The sequence below is a fragment of the Candidatus Spyradosoma sp. SGI.093 genome (genome assembly GCF_050314555.1).
In the GTDB taxonomy this organism is placed as follows: Bacteria; Verrucomicrobiota; Verrucomicrobiia; order Opitutales; family UBA953; genus Spyradosoma.
In genome coordinates this window covers 342,781-365,360 of sequence record NZ_JBNPNH010000002.1, presented here as the reverse complement: position 1 = coordinate 365,360, position 22,580 = coordinate 342,781, and the positions used below count along the sequence as shown (strand labels likewise).

The following is a 22,580-nucleotide window of genomic DNA, read 5'->3' as shown; positions in this document are numbered from 1 at the left end:
CTGCGGAAGTCTGCGTCATCCGCGGGAAAAATTTCCGCGGGACGGATTTTGACACGCGACAAGAATGCGCTTCCCCCCTCTAAAACTTTCTTTAACTTCCTTTGACTTCGCGGTTTTTTCCGCGTCTGAAGCCGACGAAAAAATTCCCGCGCCGTGGAGGGCGCGGGAACATGAAACGGAGCGGTTCGCGTCGTCGCGGATCAGCGGTCGCCGAAGAAGATTTCCTCAAGCGCGAGGCAGATCGCGTGATAGACGGGCAGGTGGAGTTCCTGAATCTTGAAGGTTTCGGTTTCGGGAACGCGGATGCAGACGTCGGCGAGTGCCTTGAGCGCGCCGCCCGTCGCGCCGGAGAGCGCGATCGTCGTCAGCCCTTTCGCCTTGGCGGTCTCCATGGCGAAGCGGACGTTCTTCGAATTGCCGGAAGTGGAGAGGCCGAGCAGGGCGTCGCCGGCGTTCCCGAGCCCCCAGACGAGCTGCGCGTAGCCGTAGTACGGATCGCAGTCGTTGAGCCACGCGGTGTTGATCGCGCCGAGCGAATGCAGCGGAATCGCCGGAAGCGCGTCCTGGAGCTTCGCGGCGAGTTCGTCGCCGAGGCGTTCCCGCGCCGCCGCGTCGAGCGGGCGCTTGGAGCAGAAGCCCTTCAGCAGCTCGCCGGAGATGTGGTCCACGTCCGCCGCGCTGCCGCCGTTCCCGCAGAGCAGGAGCTTGCCGCCGGCGCGGTACGTCTTTTCCAGCGCGTCCACGGCGTGCTGAATGTCCTCGCCGCAGGGGGCGAGCACGGGACGGCACGCGAGCAGTTCTTCGATTCGGGCGTGCATCGCTTATTTGCCGTAGGAGGCGTTGATTTTTTCGGAAACGTCCTTGTAGGAGGCGTCCGCCATGTAGATCGCCTTGTATTCGGCGACGGCTTCGGTGTGCTTGCCCGCCTTTTCGTAGGCGGTCGCCAATTCGTAGATGATGTCCTTCTTGACGTCGGACATGATCTTGATTTCTTCCTTGGCGACGGCGAGCTGGTCGGCGGCGAGGTCGTATTTGCCGCCGGCGATGAAGGCTCTGCCGAGGTTGAGCATCGCGGCGTGGCGGTTCTTCGGCGCGCGCTGGGCGAGCTGGAGCTCGCGGATCGCGCCGTCCACGTTGCCCGCGGCGAGCAGCTTGACGCCGAGCTCGTAGCGGTAGTTGTAGTCGTTCGGATATTTTTCGACGAGCGTCTGAATTGCCTGCAGCGTGTATTCGTCGTAGGATTTGCGGAGCTCTTCGAGATACTTTTTGTATTCCTCGTTGGAAGGATCTTCGGCGATGACGGCTTCGGCCTCCTTGATGCGGCGCTCGTAGGCTTCGCAGGTGAGCTCGTGCTCCTGCTTTTCGAGCGTGGCGTCCACCTTGCCGTTCGTCGTTTCGCGCGCCTTGCGGATGGCTTCGACAGCCTCGTCGAGCTTGCCCAGAATCTTGTAGTTGCGCGCGAGGTTGCGGTAGAGCTGGAGGTCTTCCGGATTCTTTTCGATTTCGGCGAGCAGCTTCGGGATTTCCTCGTTCGCGGTGTCGGCGTCGGAGACGACGCGGCTCTTCTTTTCGAGCTCGATCGCCTTGTCCTTGTTCGCGATCTTGTCGCGGTAGTCGCCTTCGCCGCCCCACTTGCCTTTGTCCATCGTCTGCGCGACGGAGACCTGGCGCGCGAGTTCCTGCATGTCGCCGTTGTTCGGGAATTTCTTGAGCGCGCCGTCCACGGACTTCACGGCGCCCTCGACGTCGCCGTCCTTCAGATACGCGGAAACGAGCGCGCGGTAGTTCTCCATCTGCGGCGCGGAGGCGACGATGTCCTCATAGGCGAGCGCGACGACGTCCCAGAGCTCGGCGGCTTCGGCGGCGTAGGCGAGCATCTTGTTCGCGTTCACGTCGTAGGGATTCGCGGAAAGCTTTTTCTCCGCCTCGAGCATGAATTTCTTCGGATCCTTGGCGCAGGCGGCCTTGCTCGGCGCGCCGAACGAGGCGAAGAGCTTGCCGAGACCGCTCACGGCGACGGGGCGCTTGCCCGTGGCGACCTTCTGCGCGCGGCGCAGCAGGCGGCGGACTTCCGTGCATTCGGGATTGCGCGAGAGAACGGCGAAGCAGGTGTCGACCGCGATCTGGGCGTTGCCTTTCTTCAGCGCGTTTTCGGCGTTTTCGATCTGCGCGCGTTCGCGTTTGTCGATTTGAGAGAGGAGGACTTTCGGCATTGAATTATGATTTTAAGGGTTGCTGAGGTTGAATGTTTGTGGCGAAAGAGTATGCGTTCCCGCGGCGGGAAGGTCAAGCGAAGGAACGCCCGAAAACGCGCTGGCTCGAGACGTCACTTCGCGAGCAGCGGGGATTTTTTCTCTCGGCGGCGGTTGTGCGGAGAGGAATTGATGCGCTTCTTCACCGTCAGCGAAATTTTCGGGAGCTTCGGATGAAAAAATTCCCAAAGCTCGATGCCGTAGGCTTCCGCGAGGCGCTGGATCGTGTCGATGCGGATCAGCTTTTTTCTTCCGGATTCGATCTGCTGATAAAACTTGTAGCTCATCCCGGCGTGCTCGGCGAACTCCTCCTGCGTCAGTCCGGAATGCGCGCGGAGGAGCTTCAGACGCTCCGAAATTGAATAGAGGTGTTCCACTCCACCAATTGTGCGGTGTTTTCGATATTTTGTTCACCTCGTGAACGGTCGTGCAAAACGCTTGCCGTAGCACCTTACGATTGATAGTGTCGCGCACCATGAATGCACTCGAAAAAAACGTTTCCGTCGCGACGGCGGAAACGCTTCTCTCAGAAACCATCGCGTGGCTGCGCTTCCCGCTCATCGTTCTCGTGGTGTTCATTCACGTGCCGAAGGCGACGGCGGATTTTTCTTGGGCGTTCGAGATGGAAAAACTGATTACGAACGTTTTCGCGCGCGTCGCCGTCCCGCTGTTTTTCGTCATTTCCGGATTTCTGTTCTTTCGCGGGAGCGCATGGTCGCGGGAAATTTGTTTCAAAAAACTGCGTTCCCGCGCGGGAACGCTGCTCGTCCCGTATCTGACTTGGGCGTGTTTCGCGCTCGCGTATTGGCTGGCGATTCACGTCGTTCTGCGCGGCGAAATTCCGACCGCGAAAGATCTGCTTCGTCCGTTTTTCGCGGGAGGCGTCAATTTTCCGTTTTGGTTCATTCGCGAGCTGATGGTCTGTTGCGTCGCCGCTCCGCTGATTTATCGGCTCGTGAAGCGTTTTTCCTTCGTTCCCGTGCTTGCGCTCGGCGTCGTGGTTTTCGCGCGCGGCGCAATCGATCAAAATTTTCTGATTAAGGGAGGGATCGGGACGACTTCGATTTTCTTCTTCCTCATCGGATCGACGCTCGCGTTGGAGAAAATCGATTTTGTCGCGGTCTGCCGGCGTTACGCGTTCCCGCTGACGGCGGTTTACGTTCCCGTGGCCTTTTGGGACTGGTTCTGCATCAAGGACTTTCAGGCGTGGAATCCGATCGCGCACAATTTCGGGATTCTCTTCGGCTGCGCGGCGGCTGTCGGTCTGACGGCGGTCGCCGTGGAGCGCGGGATTTTCAAGCGGCGGGAATTTCTCGAAAACGGCGCGTTTTTCGTTTTCGCGGCACACACGTTTTGCTTCGTCGTCGTGAATCGCGCGCTGAAGTTTTTGATTTTCGGCGGCTTCGGCGAGGGGAACGCGCAATGGCTCGTTTATTATTTTTCGTGCGGAATCGTGAGCATCGCCGTCTGCCTCGGCGTGTATCGGATTCTGCGGCGGGCGTTCCCGTGGTCGCTGCGTTTTCTCACCGGCGGCCGCTGAGGGCGCGAAAAAAGGACAGGCGCGGGACCTGTCCTTTTTTCGTTCGCGGCGGGAGCGTTCCCGCGCGGCGGCGTTTTCAGTACGCGTCGCCGATGACGTCCTTGCCGTAGTATTTGCGGAGCGCTTCGGGAACGCGGACGGTGCCGTCGGGCTGAACGTTGTTTTCGAGAATCGCCGCGAGCACGCGCGGGAGCCCGAGCCCGGAGCCGTTGAGCGTGTGCACGGTCTCCGCCTTGCCGCCGTCTTTCGGGCGGTAGCGGATGCCGGCGCGGCGCGCCTGGAAGTCCGTGAAGCACGAGCAGCTCGACACTTCGAGCCAGCGCTTCTGACCGCCCGCGAAGACTTCGAGGTCGTACTGCTTCGCGTGCGGGAACCCGATGTCGCCGGAGCAGATGAGCAGCACGCGGTAGGGCAGGCCGAGCTTCTGCAGCAGGCGCGCGGCGTCGTCCTTGAGCGTTTCGAGCTCCTCGAACGAATGCTGCGGGTGTACCCACTTGACGAGCTCGACCTTGTCGAACTGGTGCAGTCGATTGAGCCCGCGTACGTTCGCGCCCCAGCTGCCCGCCTCGCGGCGGAAGCACGGCGTGTAGGCGCAGCGGCGGATCGGCAGGTCGCGCTCGTCGATGATTTCGTCGCGGAAGAAATTCGTGACGGGCACTTCCGCCGTGGGAATCATGTAAAAGTCGTCCTGCGGCGCGTAGTACATCTGGCCTTCCTTGTCGGGCAGCTGGCCGGTCGCGGTCGCCGACGCGGGATTGACCATGATCGGCGCCATGACTTCCTCGTAGCCGGCGGCGTGCGCCTCGTCGAGGCAGAACTGAATCAGCGCGCGCAGCAGCCGCGCCATGTCGCCGACGTAGAACGGGAAGCCCGCTCCCGTGACCTTGACGCCGCGCTTGAAGTCGATCGCCTTTTCGAACCAGGGCAGTTCCCAGTGCGCGACGGCGTTCGGCGAAACGAGCTGCGCGGGATCGCCCCACGTTCCCGCGACGACGTTGTCGTTCTCGTTCTTGCCCACGGGAACGCTTTCGTCGGGAATGTTCGGCACGGTGAGATAGAGCCTGCGCCATTCTTCCTCGACTTCGGCGACCTGCTTTTCGAGCTCCTTCGTCTTCGCGGAAAGCGCCTTCATTTCGCCGACCTTGGCGAGAAATTCGGGCGAGCCTTTCTTCATCGCCGCCATTTCCTTGTTCGCGGCGTTCTGCGCGGAGCGCGCGGCCTCGAACTCGCCGACGAGCGCGCGGCGCCTGGCGTCGCACGCGAGAATCGCGTCGAAATCCACGTCGAACTTCTTCGTCGCGAGACGCGCGCGGATCATGTCGATGTTTTCACGGAAAAATTTGATGTCCAGCATTTTGAAAACGATTGAAGATTAAAAAAGGTTAAAGGTTAAGGCTTAAAGCTTAAAGGGGCTGCGGCGATCTGCCGGCGTTCTTTCGTCGCCTGTCTTCAGAAGACCTCCTCGGGCTTGAAGAAGCGCGCGATTTCCGCGGCGGCGGACGCTTCGCCGTCGGAGGCGTGGCAGACGTTGTAGGTGATGATTTCCTTGTCGCCGAAATCGCCGCGTATCGTTCCCGCGGGAGCGTCTGCGGACTTCGTCGGCCCGAGCAGTTCGCGCACTTTGTCGATCGCGTTCTCGCCGCGGACCACCGCGACGACGACCGGGCGCGACTTCATCCAGTTCGAGAGAAATCCGAAAAACGGCTTTTCCGTGAGGTGCGCGTAGTGGCTGCGCACGAGCGCGTCGTCGAGCCGGATCATTTTGCTCGCCGCGAGCGAGAGGCCCGCCGCCTCGAAGCGCGCGAGCACCGTTCCCGCGAGATTCTTTTCCATGCAGTCGGGCTTCAGGATGATGAGAGTCTTCTGAATCATAAAATTAAAAAACAGTGCGTGAAAGGAAACTCCTTCGCGCCCGCCCCCGCAACAGAATTTTCGCCCGCGCGCGTTCCGCCGCCGCCGCGCGGGAGCGTTTTTCCGTTTACTTTCGCGGACGGGCGGGGGAAAATGCGCGCACCATGAAAAAGACCCTTCTCTCCGTCCTCGCCGTCGTGATTCTCGTCGGAGCCGGCTTCGCCGCCGGCGCCTGGTATTTTTCCGCGCCGATGCTGCGGACGACGGCCTCCATCGAAGACTCCGTCGTGCGGCCGATCTACGTCGCGGACGAAATCCGCGACGCGGGCGCGTTCGTGGACCGCGTGCTCGTCGCGAGAAACGATTCGGGCGCGACGCTCTACGTGCGTTTCGCGCGGCCGTTCTCGGGCGCCGTCATGCTGCAGGCGTTCGACCGCACGGGCGCGGAGATCGGGCGTTCCCGCCGCGGGCTCGTCGGGGCGACGGACGAGGCGCGCAATTTTTCGTTCGATTTCGAGAAGGGCGTTCCGCTGAAGCTGGCGGAATCCTTCAAGCTCGTCTTCGCGACGGCCGCCGTTCCCGTTCCCGCCGCTCCGGAGAAGCCCGCGGCGGAAGCGGCGCCGGAAACTCTCCCGCCCCCCGCGGCGGCTCCCGCGCCCGTCCCGGAACCCGCGGCGGCGGAGGCGGCTCCCGCGGAAACGCCCGCCGCGTGAGCGCGCCGTCCCCGTTCCCGCGGAAAATCCGGCGGCGAAAATTCCGTCCGGACGCCGAGGCTTCGCGATGAGCGGCGCGGCGAAGGATTTCCGTTTTCTCTCCGGCGTCAACGCGGCGTCGGCGGGATTCGTCGTTTCCGAGCTCGCGCGCGGGGACGCGCCGCTTGCCGTCGTCGTCGCCGCGCATCTCGGGCGCGCGGAAGTGCTCGCCGAGGACGCCGCGTTCTTCGCCGCGAATTTTTCCGACGGCGCCGGAGGCGGCTTCACGGTCTGCGGGCTTCCGCGCATGACGGACGAATCCGTCGGCGCGGCGAGCTTCGAGAACGAATGCGATCTGCTCGCGGCGCTCGCGACGCTGAAGAACGCGCGCCCGGGCGAGCGCGTGCTGCTCGCGTGCACGCCGGAGGCGCTGCGCCGCCCCGTTCCCGCGCCCGACGCGTTCGCCGCGCGGGAGCTCGTTCTGCGCGTCGGCGAAAAATTCTCCATGGACGCGCTGCGCGAAAAATTGTCGTCGGAATTCAATTACGACAACGAGGCGCTGTGCGAGGCGCCGGGGCAGTTCTCCGTGCGCGGCGGGCTCATCGACGTCTATCCGCTGAACGCGTCCGCGCCCGTGCGCGTGGATTTCTTCGGCGACGAGGTCGAGGCGATCCGCGAGTTCGACCCGACGACGCAGCGCACGCTGCGCCGGCTCGAATCCGTCGCCGTCGCCTCCGGCGCGCTCGCGTCCGCGGACGAGGCGCCGCGCGCGGGAACGCCGGCGGATTATTTTCCCGCGGGAACGCGGCTGATTTTCGCCGAGGCGGAAGCCTTCGCGGGCGCGCCGCCGGAAGAGCTGCTGAGCGCGGCGCGGGAACGCGGTTTCGGCGTCGCCGGATTTTCCGCGTTCGACGAAATTCCGGCGTGGCTCGCGGACGCCTTTCCCGGCGCGGCGGCGGAGACGCTCGAAACGCAGGACCTCGAGGAGCTCGCGTACGGGGAATTTTCCGCGTCCGCGCTCGGCGTCGAGCGGCTCGCCGAGGCGGAGGAGCTGCGGCGGCGCGTGCTGCTTTTTCTCGACGGCTGGGCGAAGGCGGGCGAGCGCGTCTGCGTCGTCTGCGAAAGCGAGGGCGCGGAGGAACGCCTGCGCGAAATCCTCGACGAGGAGCGTCGCGCGGGAACGGTCGCGAAGCGTTTCGCGCCGGAAATCTTCCGCGGGAACGTGAGCGCGGGCTTCCGCCTCGCGTTCGGGCAGGGGAGAACAGACATTCCTGTCGCTTCCTTCCAAGGGAGAACAGACATTCCTGTCTGTTCCCTTCCTGCCGCTTCCTCCGACGGACGGGGCGCCGTTCCCGCCGCGTCGTCGCGGGCGCCTCTCGTCGTCGCGACGGAGCGCGAAATCTTCGGCAGGCATCGCCGCCGCGTCGCGCAGGTGCGCCGCCGTCTGCTCCCGAACAAGGCGCAGGTCGAACAGCTGCTCGACTTCAACGAGCTCGCGGACGGCGATTATCTCGTCCACCTGCAGCACGGCGTCTGCGTCTTCCGCGGCATCCGCGCGTTCGAGCGCGCGGGCGGCGCGAAGGAGGAGATGCTCGCGCTCGAGTTCGAGAACAAGGTGACGCTCTGCGTGCCTTTCCGCGAGGCGCATCTGATTTCGCGCTACGTCGGGCTGCGCAAGGCGCTGCCGAAGCTCGGAAAAATCGGCGGGAACGCCTGGGAAAAGACGCGCCGCGCCGCGGAAAAGGCGACGCTCGATTTCGCCGCGGAGCTGCTCGACGTGCAGGCGACGCGCACGACGCGCCCCGGATTCGCCGCGCTGCCCGACGACGAGCTGCCGTGGATGCGCGAGTTCGAAAAGGCGTTCCCGTTCGCGGAGACGCCCGACCAGGCGCGCGCGATCGCCGAGACGAAGAAGGACATGGAACGCCCGTCGCCGATGGACCGCCTCATCTGCGGCGACGTCGGCTTCGGCAAGACGGAAGTCGCGATCCGCGCCGCGTTCAAGGCGGTACTGAGCGGGCGCCAGGTCGCCGTGCTCGCGCCGACGACCGTGCTCGCGCAGCAGCATTTCAACACGTTCCGCGACCGCTTCGCGCATTATCCCGTTTCCGTCGAAATGCTTTCGCGCTTCCGTTCGCCGAAGCAGCAGCGCGAGATCCGCGGCCAGCTCGAACGCGGCGAGCTCGACGTCGTCGTCGGCACGCACGCGCTGCTCGCGGCGTCCGTGAAGTTCAAAAGGCTCGGTCTGCTCGTCATCGACGAGGAACACCGCTTCGGCGTGAAGCAGAAGGAAAAGATCAAGCGGCTGCGCACGGACGTGGACGTGCTCGCGATGAGCGCGACGCCGATTCCGCGCACGCTCTACCTCGCGCTGATGGGCGCGCGCGACCTGAGCGTCATCGAAACCGCGCCGCGGGAACGCCTGCCGATCCGCACCGTCGTGCGCACCTACGACGCGAAGCTCGTCAAGGACGCGATTCTGCACGAGCTCGGGCGCGGCGGGCAGGTGTTTTATCTGCACAACCGCGTGGACACGATTCACCAGGTGGCGGAGCTGCTGGGGCGGCTCGTTCCCGAGGCGAAGATCGCCGTCGGACACGGGCAGATGGACGAGCGCGAGCTCGAGCGCGTGATGACGGACTTCGTCGCGGGAACGTTCGACGTGCTCGTGTGCACGACGATCATCGAGACCGGGCTGGACATTCCGAACTGCAACACGATCATCATCGAGGCGGCGGACCGCTTCGGGCTCGGCCAGCTCTACCAGCTGCGCGGGCGCGTCGGGCGCTTCAACCGCCAGGCGTACGCGTATCTGCTGCTGCACCGGCACCGTTCCGTCGTGGACGCCGCGCGGAAACGCCTCGCGGCGATGCGCCAGTTCAACCAGCTCGGCGCGGGCTTCCGCATCGCGATGCGCGATCTCGAGCTGCGCGGCGCGGGCAACATTCTCGGCCTGCGGCAGAGCGGGCACATCGCCGGCGTGGGCTTCGAGCTCTACTGCCGTCTGCTGCGCCAGAGCGTCGCCGCGCTCAAGGGCGAAAAGCCGATTCGCATCTTCCGCGCGGAAATCAATCTGGACTTCGTGCACTACGCGCAGACGCCGGAATCCGGCGCCAAGGACGCGCGCACCGATTACCAGATTCTCAAGGACTCCCAGAACGAAAAATACAAGGGCGCGGAAATCGTCGCGACCGTTCCCGCCGACTACGTGGCGGACGTGCGCGTGCGCATCGACGTCTTCCGCCGGCTCGCGCTCGCGGGAACGCCGGAGGAGGTCCGCGAAGTCGCCGAGTCGATGGAGGACCGTTTCGGGAAACTGCCGCCGGAGGCGCGCGCGTTCTGCGAAATCGCCGAGCTGCGCTGTCTCGCCGAGGAGCGCGGCGTCGTCGATCTGACGACGGAGGCGGGCGTCGTCAAGGCGCGCCGCCGCAACGGCGAATACCTGCGCGTGGGCGTGAATTTCCCGCGCCTGGAATCGCTCGACCCGCTGAAGCGCCTCCGCGAACTCCGCGCCCTGATGAAGCGGCTGTGAAGGCGGCTGAGCAGCCGTTGAGGAGTTTAAAAAGTTGAGGAGTTGAAAAGGTAATTACTCCTAAACTCTTAAACTCCTCCACTCCTAAACTTCTGAGAGTGACAGGTTTCCGGTGACAAAAGCTGTGACAGGTGACAAGAATAACGGATAACTGATAATGGATAGTGGATAATTATCAGTTATCAACTATCCATTATCCATTGTTTGCTGCTCTTGTTGCTTGTCGCCATAAATCGGCAATCCTCAACGCCTCTTTCTGCGTCGCGTTCCCGCGAGTGCGAGCGCCGCGAGACCGGCGAGCAGACCGAACGCCGAAGGCTCCGGAATCGCGACCGTCAGCAGCCCCATGTCGGCGCTGTAGTCGTAAATGCCCTCGAAGCGCCTCCACGCCTCTCCTTCCCACCAGCCGACTTCGAACGTGCCTTCGCTCGCCATGAGCGCCGTTTCCGAAGCGATGCGCAGCGTGACGCTTTCGGAATTTTCGGCGGACGCCGCAAGCGTCAGCGCGGAAATGTCCACGTAAACCTTCGCGTCGCCGGAGACCGTCACGCGCCCGCCGTCCGCGGAGGTGACGAGCGCCGCGCCCGATTCGCCCTTCTGCGCGTCGGAGACGTAGAGCTTCAGCGTCTGCGCCGCCGTCGTCAGCGAAACCGCCGCGCCCGCGCGCAGCTCCGCGCCGCTCGCGACCTTCAGGCTCGCGTTGAACGTTCCGGACGAAAGCGTCGCCGTGCCGCCGTTCACGTTGATCGTACCGCCGTTCACCGCGCCGGAAATCGTCGTCACCCCTTCGTCGAGATCGATCGTCGTTTCGTTCACGATCGAGCCGGAGATGAGCATTTCGCCCGCGCCCGTCTTCGTGATTATTCCGGCGTAGTTGCCTTTCATTATCTCACCGGAGTGGACGAGCTTCGCGCCCGCTTCGACGTCGTAGGTCGTCGTGCTGTAGTTGCGATAGCGCACGGGCGAAGAAATCGTCGAGACGGTCGGATTTTCCGCCGTCGCGCCCGCCTTCGCGCGGACGTCCACGGTCGTGCTCTGATAAAAGTCCAGCGTGCCGCTTCCGTCGCCGATTCCGGTTCCCGTCACGGAGCCGCCCGCGAGCGTGAGTTTGATTCCGGACTGAATCGTCCAGCGCGAGGAAACGAAGTTCAGCGCGCCGCCGTTGATCGTGATTTCGCTCGTACCGGTGCTGAGGAGCGTTTCCGCGTTGACCCCGCCGGCGTTGCTCACGTTGAACGTGCCGCCGTTGATCGTGAGATTTCCGGCGAACGCGCCCGCGGCGGTCGCGGCGAAGGTCGCCGTGCCGGAGTCCAGCGTCAGCGACGAGCCCGCGGCGAATCCTCCCTTGAAGATCTGCGTTCCCGCGCCCGTCACCTTGACGTTCACGTTCGAGAGCACTTCGCCGCAGAACGTGTGCGTCGCGTTCGCCGCCGTGCGGATTTCCAGCGCGCGCGCTTCCGTCCCCGAAGCGAAATTTTCGGTGCCGTTCGAGGGCGTCGAGGCCGCGTTCAGCGCGAAGACCTTGGTGCCCATGCCCATTCCGGCGTCGCTGTTCAGCCCCGCGATCACGGAATCGACCTTCAGCCCCAGGCCGAGCTGCTTCACGTTGGCGCCGCTGCCCGCCGCGCCGCTGTTCGCGCCGAACGTCACCGTCGTCGCGGACAGGTCCGCGCCGTTGAGAATGACGGCGAGTTTGCGTGTGCTGGCGTTGCCCGCCGTCACTTTCGCTTCGAGCGTTCCCGCGAAGGCGCCCGTCTGCGCCGCCGCCGTGCCGTCGCCCAAGATCACGTTCGTGATGCGCATGGTGCTCGCGTTGCCGTCGAGCACGAGCTTCGTTCCCGCCGCGCCGCTCAGCGAGGCGAGGCTCAGGTTCTTGCTGTTGTTCATGACCTTCAGCGTTCCCGTCGCGCCGTCGGCGAGCGAGACCACGCCGAGCGAAACCGCCTTGTCCTGCGCGGAGTTCGTCAGCGAGAGCGTCACACTGTTCGAAAGCGCGAGCGCGCCGACGTTAGCCGTTCCCGCGATCGTGAGCGTGCCGCCCGTCTGAGCGAGCGTTTCGATTTCCGCGACGGAGTTCGCACCGAAATTCAGCGTTCCCGCCGAGAGCGAAACCGTGCCCAGCGTCGTCGCCGCGTTGAAATTCGTCGTGCCGTTCTTGATGTCAGCCGCCGAGATGCTCGTCGCCGCGTTGAAGTTCGTCGTGCCGTTCGCGATTCCGACCGTCGTGATGCTCGTCTTGCCGTCAAAGTTTGTCGTGCCGCCTCCGGCTTCGGCGGTGAACGCGTCGAGCCGCGTTTCGCCCGCGACGACGAGCGTGCCGCTGCCGTTCTTGTCGAGGCGGGAGCCGAAGAGCCCGCCGTTCACGGTGAAGGTCGAGCCGCCGTTGGTGTGGAAATCCGTCGTGCCTTCGAAGGTGAAGGCGCCGGCGAAGACCGTCGTCGAATTTCCCGCCGCCTGCACGTTCACGCCGTCGGCGAGGCGATAGGAACCGCCGCCGATGTCCGAAGCGGAGACGTCGACATTCCCCGCCGTGACGTAGGCCGTTCCCGCGAAGCCCGAGCCGAGGCGCAGCGTGCTTTTGTAGGCCTCCTTTCCCGAATTGAAGGAGACTTTGACCGTTCCCGTGCCGAAGACGTTGCCCGGCGCGACGTGTTTCGCATTCTCGCCGCCGACGGCGCCCAGGTCGAGCACGGAGGACGCGTCCGCGAGCGTGAGCGCCTCCCAGGAGTAGGCGCCCGCCTTTTCCGCGGTCGCGGCGCCTTCGAGCGTCAGCGTCTTTCCGGCGTCGATCACGATGGAGTCCGCATGGAACGTGTTCGTCGCGTCCGCGCTCAGCGTGAGGTTTTCCTGCACGGCGACGGCGCTCGCGTCGATCACGGCGCCGAGCGTCACGCGCGCGTCCGCGGTCGCGAAGGTGACGGCGTCGCGGTCGTAGAAGCGCGTCGGCGTGCCCTCGGTGCCGTCGATGGTGAAGGCGGTTTCGTCCGTCTTGTTCCACGTTCCCTCCGCGCCGCCGTTCCAGGTCAGATTGTAGGCGGAAGAGCCGGAGAAGCTGAGCGTTCCCGCGTTTTGGTCGAAACTGAAGGTCGTGCGTTCGCCGAGCGCGGCGCCGTTCCACGAAATTTTTTCGGCGCTGATGTCGCCCGAGAACGTCGCGCCTTCGAGCACCTTGAAGAGCTGCACGGTCACGCCGCTTTCGCCGAAATCGGGCGAGCCGTCCTCGCTCTGCAGGCGGAGGAACATGCCGTCGCCGAAGACGACGCTGCCGGCGGTCGTCGCGAGCACGGGCAGCGCTTCGCTCGTGCCGATCGTGAACAGATTCGCCGTTCCCGCGATCGTGAGCGTGCCGCCGCTTTCGACGGAAATTTCGCCGAGCGAGGCGAACGCGCCCGCGAGCGTCGCCGACGCCGTGTCCTTCACCGTCAGCCTGGAATTGTCGCGGAGTGCGACGTCCGTCAGCGTGAGCGCGGCGGAGTTTTGCGCGACGACTTCGGTGTTTTCCAGCGCGACGTTCGTGAGCGCGAATCCGCCTTCCCGCGTTCCCGAGAAGGTCGCCGAGGCGTTCGCGAGCTCGGAAGAAGCGTCGTCCGTCGTCGCGCCGACGATCGCGCTGTGCGAGAGCGTCGCGCCTGCGCCGAGCGTCGCGGCTTCCTCGCCCGCGCGCGCGGCGAGCGTCACGCCGCCGCTCATGCTCAGCGAGCCGCCCTGCGCGACGGAGAGCGAGCCGAAGCTCACGGTCGCGCCCGCGTCGAAGGTCGCCGTGCCCGTCACGCGCAGCGCGTCGGCGACGGCGTACGTTCCCGCGAGATGCTGATCCGCGCCGGAAAGCGTGAGCCCGCCCGCGTCTTTGCCGACGGTCAGCGTTCCCGCGTAGCGGCTCCAGTCGCCGGAAAGCGAAAGCGCGCCCGCGCCGGTCTTCGTCACCGCGCCCGTGCCGGAAAACGCGTTCGCGACGCCGTGGTCCGCGGCGAAATTCAGTTCCGCCGTTCCCGCGAGCGTGATTCCTCCCGTGCCGAGCGCGCGGGCGTTGTCCGCGTAGATCGTCGCGCCGCCGTCGTCGGAGAAAACGTAGCCGAAGGCGATCGCGCCGCCCGCCTCCGCGCGGGATTCGAAGCCGCCCGCGAAGCCGGAAAGGTCGCCCGTGAACTTGATCTTGTCGTTCGTCGTCGCCTTATCGCTCGAACGCGTGACGAGGAAGAGCCCGTCGCCCGTGACCGTGCCCGTGTAGGTCGTCGTTTTGTCTCCGGAGCCGTCGCTGAACATGACGCCGTAGCCGTCCGCGCCGTTCGTGAGCACGAGATTTTGAGCGAAAGTCTTGCTGTGCGGCACCCAGGAGAGGTTCAGGCCCTCAAAGGAGAGCGTCGCGTCCGCCGCCGCGAAGTCGTTGAAATTGATGCCGCCGACCAGCGTGCCGGCGAGGCGCCACTTCGTTCCCGCGGATTTGTTCGTGACGGTGAGGTTATTCGTGTTGTTCACGATTGCCGCCGTTCCCGTGAAGCCCGTCATGTCGGCGATGGTCAGCGCGCCCGCACTCCCGTCGAAAGTGTAGTCGCCCGCGCCCGAGAGCGTGCCGAGCGTGCCTTTGCCGACGTGCGTCGCGGCGACGCCCGCGCCGATTTCGAGCGCGCTGCCCGCCGCCGTCTCGTAGGCGCTTCCCGCCGCGCCGAGCGTCGCGCTCGCGGCGCCCGCGCCCGTTTCCGCGTCGTAGGCGGAATTGCTCAGCGCGATCGTCGCCGTCTTCGTCGAGGAAAGCGCGGAAAGATTCGCGAGCGCGACGTCCGCGTTCCCGTTCAGGTCGAGCTTCACCGAGTCCGTTCCCGCGCGGAGGAAGGCGGAGACGTCGCCCGCCGCCGCGTCCGCGCCGTAGCGGAGCGTGCCGCCGTCGAAGACGACCGTCGTCGTTCCCGCGAGCGCGCCCGAGGCTTCGAGCGCGAGCGTTCCCGTGCTCTTCAGCGAAAGCGCGGTGTCCGTCAGCGCGCCGTTCGCGGCGAGCGCGAGCGTGCCGCCGTCCTGCACCGTCGCGCCCTGCGCGAACGCGTTGCCGGAGGTCTCAAGCCGCAGCGAACCGTTCGCCGCGACGTTCAGCGAGGCGTTTTCGCCGGAAAGTTTCCCCGCGCCCGAGAACGTGTAGAACGCGTCGCGCACGAGAACCGCACCGACCGTCGTCTCCGACGCGAGCGTCACGCTTTCGCGGTTCGCGGCGGAATTGCCCGCGGCGACGCCCGTCGCGTCGAAGATCACGGAGTCGCCCGCCGCGAACGCGACGTCGCCCGCCTTTTCCGAATTCCAGTGCACCGTCGTCGTGTCCCACGCGGCGTTGCCGTCCTGCCGTTTCCAGACGAGGCGGCCGTCCGCGTCGACGGTGAGCACGAGCGCGCCGTTTTCGAGCTTGAGCGAAAGGCGGTCGTTCCGCGTCGCGAGCGTGTAGTTCGCCAGCCCGTCCGCCGCGCCGCCGGAGAGCAGGGTGTAGCTGCCGCTCGTCAGCGTTTCCGTCGAGTTCAGGTCGATGAAGACGTTCAGCGCGTCGCTCGTCAGCGTTCCCGCCGAAAGCGAGCTGCCGCCCGTGCCGGAAGTGAAGTCGTAGTGCAGATCGAGCGCGGTCGATTCCGCGGCGTCCGCCGTGCCGACGATCGAGGCGAGCGTGAACTGCCGTGCGCCTTCGAGCGAAAGCGTGAGCGAATCCGTGAACGCGATCCGCGCGGTCGAGGCGATTCCGCCTTCCGCCGCGCCGTCGAGCAGCGTGAGCGACGTTCCCGCGCCCGTCGCGAGCGTGCCCGCGAACGCGTTCGCCGCGTTCCCGCCCAGCGCGACGTGCGAGCCCGCCGCGACGTTCGCCGTCTTCGTCGAGTCGCCGACGAGCCCGCCTTCGAGCCGCAGCGCGCTGCCGTTGCGCGTCGCCAGCGTCGCGGACGTTCCCGCGAGCGTCACCGCGCCCGTGAGCCGCGTCGTGTTCCAGTTCGATTCGAGCTTCGAGCCGCCGCCGAGCGAAAACGCGTTCCCGTAGGTGTAAACGACGTCGTTGCCCGCCTTTTCCGTGTTCCCGAAGCGCAGAATCAGCCCCGCGTTCAGCGTGACCGTGCCGCCGCCGAGCGCCGTCGAAGTCGTGCTCCGGTACGCTCCGCCGTTCACGCGCAGCGCGAATTTGTCGCTGAGCGAACCGTTCCCGTTCGCGATGACGAGGTCGCCGTAGTCGCTCGCGGCGTCCGCCTGGAACGTCAGCGATTCGTTGCCGCCGAGCGTCAGCGTCTTGTCCGCGCCGCCGAGAATCGCGCCGCGGATCGTGCCGCCGTAGTAGACGCCCGTGCCGTAGGCGCGAATTTTGTAAAGAGGGTCCGGCGACTGTTCCGCCGAAGAATGCGACGCGATGGTCGCGTTCGCCGCGAGCGTGACGTTCCCGTAAACGATCGAGCCGCAATCGACGGAAAGCGCGCCAGTCTGTTTGCCGAAGTCCGCCGCGTAACCGATGAATCCCTTCTTTGTCGAAGTCCCGTAACCGGGAGTTCGGTCGTAGGCGGTGAATCCCGTGCCGCTGATGACGTAGTCCGCGTACGATTCCTGGAAGGCGTTGTTCGCGACGTCGTTCTGAAGGCGGTTGGTGACGCGCGCCTGCGAGCCGGCTTCGACGACGATCGTCGCCTTGTCGAGCGCGTGCGCGTTGCTCATGCCCCTGATCTTGTCGCCGACGATGAGGCGCGTCTGCCCGGCGACTTTCACCGTGCCTTCGAACTGTTCGGTCTGGGAAAGTCCCATAATCATGCGCGAGGAGCTTGCGCCTTTGTAAGACTGCTGCGCCGCGTTCAGCACGAGCGTTCCCGTTCCCGTGACGGTCTGGAACAGCCGCGTGTTCGCGAACGTGAACTGGTCCCATTGGTTGTTTTTCGACGAGGCGCCGATGTATGCATTTTCGTTGTAGCGCTCTAAGAACGTTCCGTAAAGCGTCGCCTTCAGCGTGCCGTTCTTATCGACGACGAGACGGTTGTTCGCGCCGCCGAACGACGAATCGCCCGCGAGCTTCGAATAGCCGGAAATCGTGCCTTCGGCGACGGTCATCGTGCCGATGAACGCGTTGTTGTGACCGAGCGTGAGCGTTCCCGCGCCTTTTTTGACGAAGTCGATCGCCGCCGTGCTGCCGCTGCCGAAGGTGCCGTTGAGCCAGCTCGTATTTCCGTCGTAGGTGATGGTGAAGGTGCGGCGCTCCGTGCCGAGGTTCTTGATGGCGGAGCCGCTGTTGACCGTCACGTTGCGCAGTTCGACGTCCGCGCCGCCGACGTCGAGCACCGCGCCCTTGTTCAGCGTGAACGAGGACGCGTTCGCGAGCGCCTTGCCGTTTTCGAAGCCGACGACGATCGCGCCGGAATCGGACACGGACGAACTCGCGTCGAGCTTCGCGCCCGCCGTGACCGCGCCCGTGAAGCCGGAATCTTCCTGCGCGAAGATGATACGCCCGCCGCTCATGCCCTGCGCGTCGATGAAAATGTTCGCCGAATCGGAAAGCCGCGTGTCGAGAATCAGCATGCCGTTGCCGCCGAAGCGGTAGCCGTCCGCGTGCGGCGTGAGCGTTCCCGCATAGCGCACGGTTTCGCCCGTGGCCGCGCCGAGCGCGAGCTTTCTGCCCGAAAAATCGATCGCTGCGGAGGAATTTTCCGAAAGCGCGGCGACGCCCGCGGACGTCGTGCTCAGCGCGTTCATCATCTTGGCGGAGCTGCCGTCGCCGATGCCCATCGCGTTCCCGTACTCGACGGCGAAGGTCGCGTTCCCGAGCGCGTCGAGGCTCACGTAGTCGAGAAAATTGTTGAAGCCGCCGATGACGATGCTGCCGGAAAAATCGTTGTTCGCGTTCGCGAGATAGACGGTGCCGTTCGAAACTTCGTTGCCGACGATGAGCGTTCCCGTTCCCGTGAGCTTGTAGAGCACGTTCAGCGTGCCGCCTCCGCCGCCGAGACGCCATTCGCCGGCGTCGTTCGTCGCGAGCGTGAGGTCCGCCGCGCCGTAATTGATCGTCTTTCCCGCCGCCGCGCCGATGAAGAGGTTTTGGTGTCCGGAAAGATCGAGCGTTCCCGCGACGTCCGCGTCGAGCGCGAGCACGCCCGCGGAATCGCCGCTGATTTTGTCCAGCGCCGCCGCGCCCTCGCCGGTGACCATCAGCGCGCCGCCCGCGCCGATGTTCCATTTTTCCGTCGTCGTGTCGCCCATCGCGTCGAAGGTGGAAAATTCGATCATGCCCGCCGTGATGGTCTTTGTGCCCGAAAACGTGTTCGCGCCGCCGAGCACGAGCTTGCCCGCGCCGAGTTTTTCGAAATTGCCCGCGCCGGAAATCGCGCCGTCGTAATGGAGCGCGACGCTCTTCGTCGTAGTGTTGACCTTCATCGTCGCGTCCGCGGACGCGAGCGAGACGTTCCCGCGCAGACTGCGGATGCCCGTCACGTCTTCGCGCCGCCCGCCGGAAATCGATTCCGAGGCGGCCTTCACCGTGTCGGTCATCTCGAAGACGCCGGCGTTCACGGTCACGTCCGCCGTCATCAGCGCGTGATGCGAGAGGCGGAACGTCGCGCCGTCGTTGACGGTCACGCCGCCCGGCGTCTCCAGAATCGCGTAAGTCCAGTCGCCGGAATCGCTGTAGGTGGCGTGCGCGGTGTTCGCGCCCTGAAGCACGAGCGTGCCCGAGTTCACCTCGAAGCCGCCCGCGTTTTTGGACGTTCCCGTGAGCGTCCAGGTCGAGGCGGAATTTGCCGCGGCGTAGACGACTTTCAGATTTCCATTACCCCCCCCCCTATTCCAAGACTGCGTCTCGGAATCGTAGGAGGAAAGTTCGCCGTTCCCGTCGATGAAGCCGCCCTTGAACGTCCCCGAGCCCGTGTAGGTGAAGGTCGAGTCGGCGGGCGCCTCCGTCGCGTCGTCGAGCTTGAAGTTGCCGAATTTCGCGCCGGAGTCCGTGTGGTTGATGACGTTCCAGGAAAGATCCTGTCCGTTCAGATTGAGCAGACCGCCGCCGATGCCGAAGGTGAACGAGCTCGCGCCGTTGATCTGCCCATCGCGCATGAGGACGATCTTCGCGACGCCCGCGCTGAGCCGGATCGTCTTCGCCGCGTAGCCGCCTTCGCGGTCGAGACGCACTTCGCCGAGGTAGAGCTGATTCAGATTTTCGTCGAACTGCTGCACGCCGCCGCCGACGTTCAGCGCGATTTCGTGATTTCCCGAGCCCTGGATGACGAGATCGCCTTCGCCGACCTTGCGCCATTCCGTTCCCGCCGCGCCGGAGAAGGTCGTCGTCAGCGTCGCGCCCGCGTTCACGATGAAGCCGGCGCTTTTGAAGCTCGTCGTTCCCTCGACGTCGGAGCTGAGCAGGAAGCTGCCCGAGTTCACGGTGACGGAGCCCGCGCCGAGATCGATCGCCTGCGCGAGGCGGATTTCCTGTGTTCCCGCGCCCGCGTTGTCGAAGACGATGCCGCGCGTCTCCACGTTCGTCGCGCAGCCGTTCGTGCGCCCGTGATAATTCCAGGTCTCGTCGCCGCGGGAAAGGTTCGCGCCGTCCCAGGAAATCACGCCGCCCGCGTCCGCGACGGAGACGTGGTCGGAGTCGAATGCCGCCATGCTCTGCAGGTAGGCGGAGGGATTGTATTCGAAGTTGGTGTAGTTGCCGAAATAGCCGACCTGAGCCGCCGCCGTGCTCGCCGTGCCGACGTATTCGAAGCGGCGCGTGTCCGCGTTGTAGGCGTAGAGCGGGCTGCCGCTGTCGCCGCCTTCCGCCGCGGTGCCGAGCATGTTCGTGTCGCTCTTGTAGAGCCGCATGACGATGCGGTTGTTGCCCGTCCACTTGAAGTTTTCGTTGACGTTGGTGATGCGGGCGACGCCGCCGATCGGAATGCCGTCCTGGCTCAGTAGCGTGAGTCCGCCGTTCTCGCCGGCGACGAAGGGCTTTCCCGTGCCGAGGCGATAGACGTCCACGCTCCCGCTCGAAAGCGAGCGGATGAAGGCGGAATCCGTCGCGAGCGGGTTGTAGGTCGTTTCGGTGACGATCTTGTCGAGGCGGACGAGAATCTGGTCGTAGCCGTGTTCGTCGTAGCCCGCGCCGACGTAGGAGTTTATCGCCTTGCCGGTGCCGGGAAAGAACGTGATGGTCGCGCCCGAGGTGGGAATGCCCACGTGAAAGGCGGAAGCGAAGTACTGCGGAGCGATGAGCCCGGCGCCGCCGTTGCCGCCGCTCGCGGTGATGCCCGCCGCACTGGAATAGCCGCCGGCTCTGCCGTGATAGTAAAGAAAGCCGCTCAGGTTGGGCATGACGGCGATGGTGCCGCCCGCCGAGCCGTCCGTGTGGTAATACTGCACATTGGTCGCGCCGGCGGCGAACATGCCGGAGTTCGTCGCGAAATCCTTGTAGAGCGCCAGCGCGTAGTCGTGCCGGATCGTGCCGGCTTCGACGGCGGTCGCGGCGGCGAACGCGGCGACGGAAACGCTCGCCGCGACCGTCAGCGCGCGGCGTGAAAACAGGGGAAACTTGGGGAATTTCATCTTGCGGGAAAAGGGTGAAGCTTGCCGGATTTTCGCCGATTTTTTCGTTTTCCCGCAAGAGTTTTTTCGCGGAAAATCCCGTCGCTTCACGCGGACGGGAACAAAAAAAAGCGTTCCCGCGCGGAATCCGCGGGAACGCTTCGTTTCGCGACGAGGCGAAGACTCAGGCTTCGTAGCCGTTCGGGTTCATCGACTGCCACTTCCAGGAGGAAGCGCACATGTCGTCGAGCGTGTGCGTCGCCGTCCAGCCGAGGAGTTCCTTGGCGTAGGTCGGGTCGGCGTAGCACTCGGGAGCGTCGCCCGGGCGGCGCGGCGCGATCTGGTAGGGGATTTCCTTGCCGCACGCCTTCGAGAAGGCGCGGATCATGTCGAGCACGGAATAGCCCGTTCCCGTGCCGAGGTTGACGGTGTAGATTTCGCCCGGCGTCTGTTCGAGCTTCTTGAGCGCGGCGAGGTGCCCGCGCGCGAGGTCCACGACGTGGATGTAGTCGCGCACGCCCGTGCCGTCCTTCGTCGGGTAGTCGTTCCCGAAGACGCGCACGAACGGCAGGCGGCCGACGGCGACCTGCGCGATGTAGGGCATGAGATTGTTCGGAATGCCGTTCGGGTTTTCGCCGATGCGTCCCGACGGGTGCGCGCCGACCGGGTTGAAGTAGCGCAGCAGCACGACGCCGAGATCCGGCTCCGCCGCCTTGACGTCGGAAATGACGCGCTCGAGGAAGAGCTTCGTCGCGCCGTAGGGATTGAGCGCGCCCGTGGAGCAGCTTTCGTCCAGCGGCACTTTTTCGGGCATGCCGTAAACCGTCGCCGACGAGGAGAACACGATGTTGCGGCAGCCGTATTTCTTCATCAGGTCGAGCAGGTTGAACGTGCCCGTCATGTTGTTGTGATAGTAGAAAAGCGGCTTGGAGACGGATTCGCCGACGGCCTTGAGACCCGCGAAATGAATGACCGCGTCGAACTTCGACTTCTTGAAGACTTCTTCGAGCGCCGCGTAGTCGAGCAGATCGACCTTGTAGAACTCGGGCGTGCGTCCCGCGAGCTCGGCGCCGCGCTTCACGGCCTCTTCCTGGGAATTGTAGAGGTTGTCGACGATCGTGATGTCGTAGCCCGCCTGGAGCAGTTCGATGACGGTGTGGGTGCCGATGTATCCGGCGCCGCCGGTGACGAGAATTTTCATGATGCTTTCTTTTTTGAGGTTGTTGGAAAAACGAGTCCCCGATGCGGGAACGAGCGCGAATTTTACGCCGCGGGCGCTCCCGGCGACAAGCCTATTTTCGGCGGGAACGCTTTCGCGGCGCGGGATTCGAGCGCGAGCAGGGCGCGCTTGCGCGGGAGACCGCCCGCGTAGCCCGTCGCCGAGCCGTCCGCGCCGACGACGCGGTGGCAGGGAACGAAGACGGAAAGCGGGTTGCGCGCGACTGCGCCGCCCACGGCGCGAGCCGCCGACGCGCCGAGCCCGAGCGCGCGGGCGATTTCCCCGTAGGCGCGCGTCTCGCCGAAAGGAACGTCGCGCAGCGCGCGCCACACGGCGAGCCTGAAGGGCGTGCCGCGCGGAGCGAGCGGCGGGAGCGCGGACGCGGGCGGATTCCCGCCGCGGAAATACGCGTCGAGCCACGCGCGCGCCGACGCGAAGACGGGCGCGTCCGCGTCGCCGGGAACGAGCGTTCCCGCGAACGGTTCCGCGAAGAAACGCTGTCCGAAAAACCACGCGCCGACGAGCGCGCCGCCGTCCGCCGCGAGCAGCATCCCGCCGAGCGGCGAAGCGCAGGAGACCGAAGAAATCATCGTCGCCCCCTTTCCGGTTTTCCGCGGTAGGCGAGCCCGATCAGGAAAAGCGCGACGGCGACGAGAAAAAACAGAACGGAAAAAGCGCCCATGCCGACAATCAAAAGGCGTTCCCGCCGCCGCGGCAAATCCCTTCTTCGCGTTCGCCTTTCCGCGAGCGGGCGGTTTTCGCGATTTTCGAAAGCGTTTCAAATTTAAGTTGACTTGCGGGCGGAAAAAGGATTTCCTGCTCCACTAAATTTTCGGCTTACGGAGAGATGACAGAGTGGCCGATTGTGCAGCACTGGAAATGCTGTGTGGGCGCAAGTCCACCGAGGGTTCGAATCCCTCTCTCTCCGCCATTTTTCCCGTCCTCGCCAGGACGGGATTTTTTGTGTTCCCGCGGCGCGGATTCTCCCTTGCCCGGATTTTTTTCG

At 64.9% G+C, this 22,580-nt stretch carries 11 protein-coding genes and 1 tRNA gene; 4 read left to right on the top strand and 8 right to left on the bottom strand.

Annotated features, from left to right (window positions below; genetic code table 11):
• Positions 1 to 200: 200 nt before the first annotated feature.
• The 3 genes from ACQREB_RS03545 to ACQREB_RS03535 all read right to left on the bottom strand — a co-directional run bounded on the left by ACQREB_RS03545 (position 201) and on the right by ACQREB_RS03535 (position 2,629).
• Positions 201 to 818: a D-sedoheptulose-7-phosphate isomerase gene (locus tag ACQREB_RS03545; protein WP_427765366.1), complete on the bottom strand. Its 618-nt coding sequence runs from the start codon at positions 816 to 818 to the stop codon at positions 201 to 203.
• 3 nt (positions 819 to 821) lie between these two features.
• The gene (locus tag ACQREB_RS03540) at positions 822 to 2,213 is read right to left on the bottom strand and encodes a tetratricopeptide repeat protein (RefSeq protein WP_427765363.1); all 1,392 of its coding nucleotides are present in this window, start codon (positions 2,211 to 2,213) and stop codon (positions 822 to 824) included.
• Positions 2,214 to 2,326: 113 nt separating this feature from the next.
• Positions 2,327 to 2,629: a helix-turn-helix domain-containing protein gene (locus ACQREB_RS03535; RefSeq protein WP_427765361.1), complete on the bottom strand. Its 303-nt coding sequence runs from the start codon at positions 2,627 to 2,629 to the stop codon at positions 2,327 to 2,329.
• Between the two features lie 98 nt (positions 2,630 to 2,727).
• Here ACQREB_RS03535 and ACQREB_RS03530 point away from each other — a divergent pair, with 98 nt between their 5' ends.
• Positions 2,728 to 3,792 (top strand): acyltransferase family protein, encoded by a 1,065-nt coding sequence (locus ACQREB_RS03530; RefSeq protein WP_427765357.1) that lies wholly within the window; start codon positions 2,728 to 2,730, stop codon positions 3,790 to 3,792.
• Between the two features lie 76 nt (positions 3,793 to 3,868).
• On the opposite strand, the gene serS is transcribed toward ACQREB_RS03530, so the two are convergent.
• Together serS and ndk are read right to left on the bottom strand one after the other, a co-directional pair.
• Positions 3,869 to 5,146: a serine--tRNA ligase gene (serS, locus tag ACQREB_RS03525; protein WP_427765355.1), complete on the bottom strand. Its 1,278-nt coding sequence runs from the start codon at positions 5,144 to 5,146 to the stop codon at positions 3,869 to 3,871.
• Positions 5,147 to 5,241: 95 nt separating this feature from the next.
• Positions 5,242 to 5,664 carry a nucleoside-diphosphate kinase gene (gene ndk / locus ACQREB_RS03520; RefSeq protein WP_427765352.1) on the bottom strand — a complete coding sequence of 141 codons (423 nt, stop codon included), beginning with the start codon at positions 5,662 to 5,664 and terminating at the stop codon, positions 5,242 to 5,244.
• Between the two features lie 143 nt (positions 5,665 to 5,807).
• Between ndk and ACQREB_RS03515 the strand changes: the two genes are divergently transcribed.
• A complete protein-coding gene (locus tag ACQREB_RS03515; RefSeq protein WP_427765349.1) occupies positions 5,808 to 6,356 on the top strand; it encodes a hypothetical protein in 549 nt (182 codons plus the stop codon).
• 67 nt (positions 6,357 to 6,423) lie between these two features.
• A complete protein-coding gene (gene mfd / locus ACQREB_RS03510; protein WP_427765347.1) occupies positions 6,424 to 9,867 on the top strand; it encodes a transcription-repair coupling factor in 3,444 nt (1,147 codons plus the stop codon).
• Between the two features lie 243 nt (positions 9,868 to 10,110).
• Here mfd and ACQREB_RS03505 read toward each other — a convergent pair whose 3' ends face one another.
• The 3 genes from ACQREB_RS03505 to ACQREB_RS03495 all read right to left on the bottom strand — a co-directional run bounded on the left by ACQREB_RS03505 (position 10,111) and on the right by ACQREB_RS03495 (position 22,164).
• Positions 10,111 to 20,376 (bottom strand): S6 family peptidase, encoded by a 10,266-nt coding sequence (locus ACQREB_RS03505; protein ID WP_427765345.1) that lies wholly within the window; start codon positions 20,374 to 20,376, stop codon positions 10,111 to 10,113.
• Positions 20,377 to 20,539: 163 nt separating this feature from the next.
• Complete coding sequence (gene galE / locus ACQREB_RS03500; protein ID WP_427765343.1) at positions 20,540 to 21,556, bottom strand: UDP-glucose 4-epimerase GalE; 1,017 nt, start codon at positions 21,554 to 21,556, stop codon at positions 20,540 to 20,542.
• Positions 21,557 to 21,618: 62 nt separating this feature from the next.
• Complete coding sequence (locus ACQREB_RS03495) at positions 21,619 to 22,164, bottom strand: methylated-DNA--[protein]-cysteine S-methyltransferase (RefSeq protein WP_427765341.1); 546 nt, start codon at positions 22,162 to 22,164, stop codon at positions 21,619 to 21,621.
• Positions 22,165 to 22,415: 251 nt separating this feature from the next.
• Here ACQREB_RS03495 and ACQREB_RS03490 point away from each other — a divergent pair.
• A tRNA-Ser gene (locus tag ACQREB_RS03490) sits at positions 22,416 to 22,505 on the top strand.
• The last annotated feature ends 75 nt before the right edge of the window (positions 22,506 to 22,580 follow it).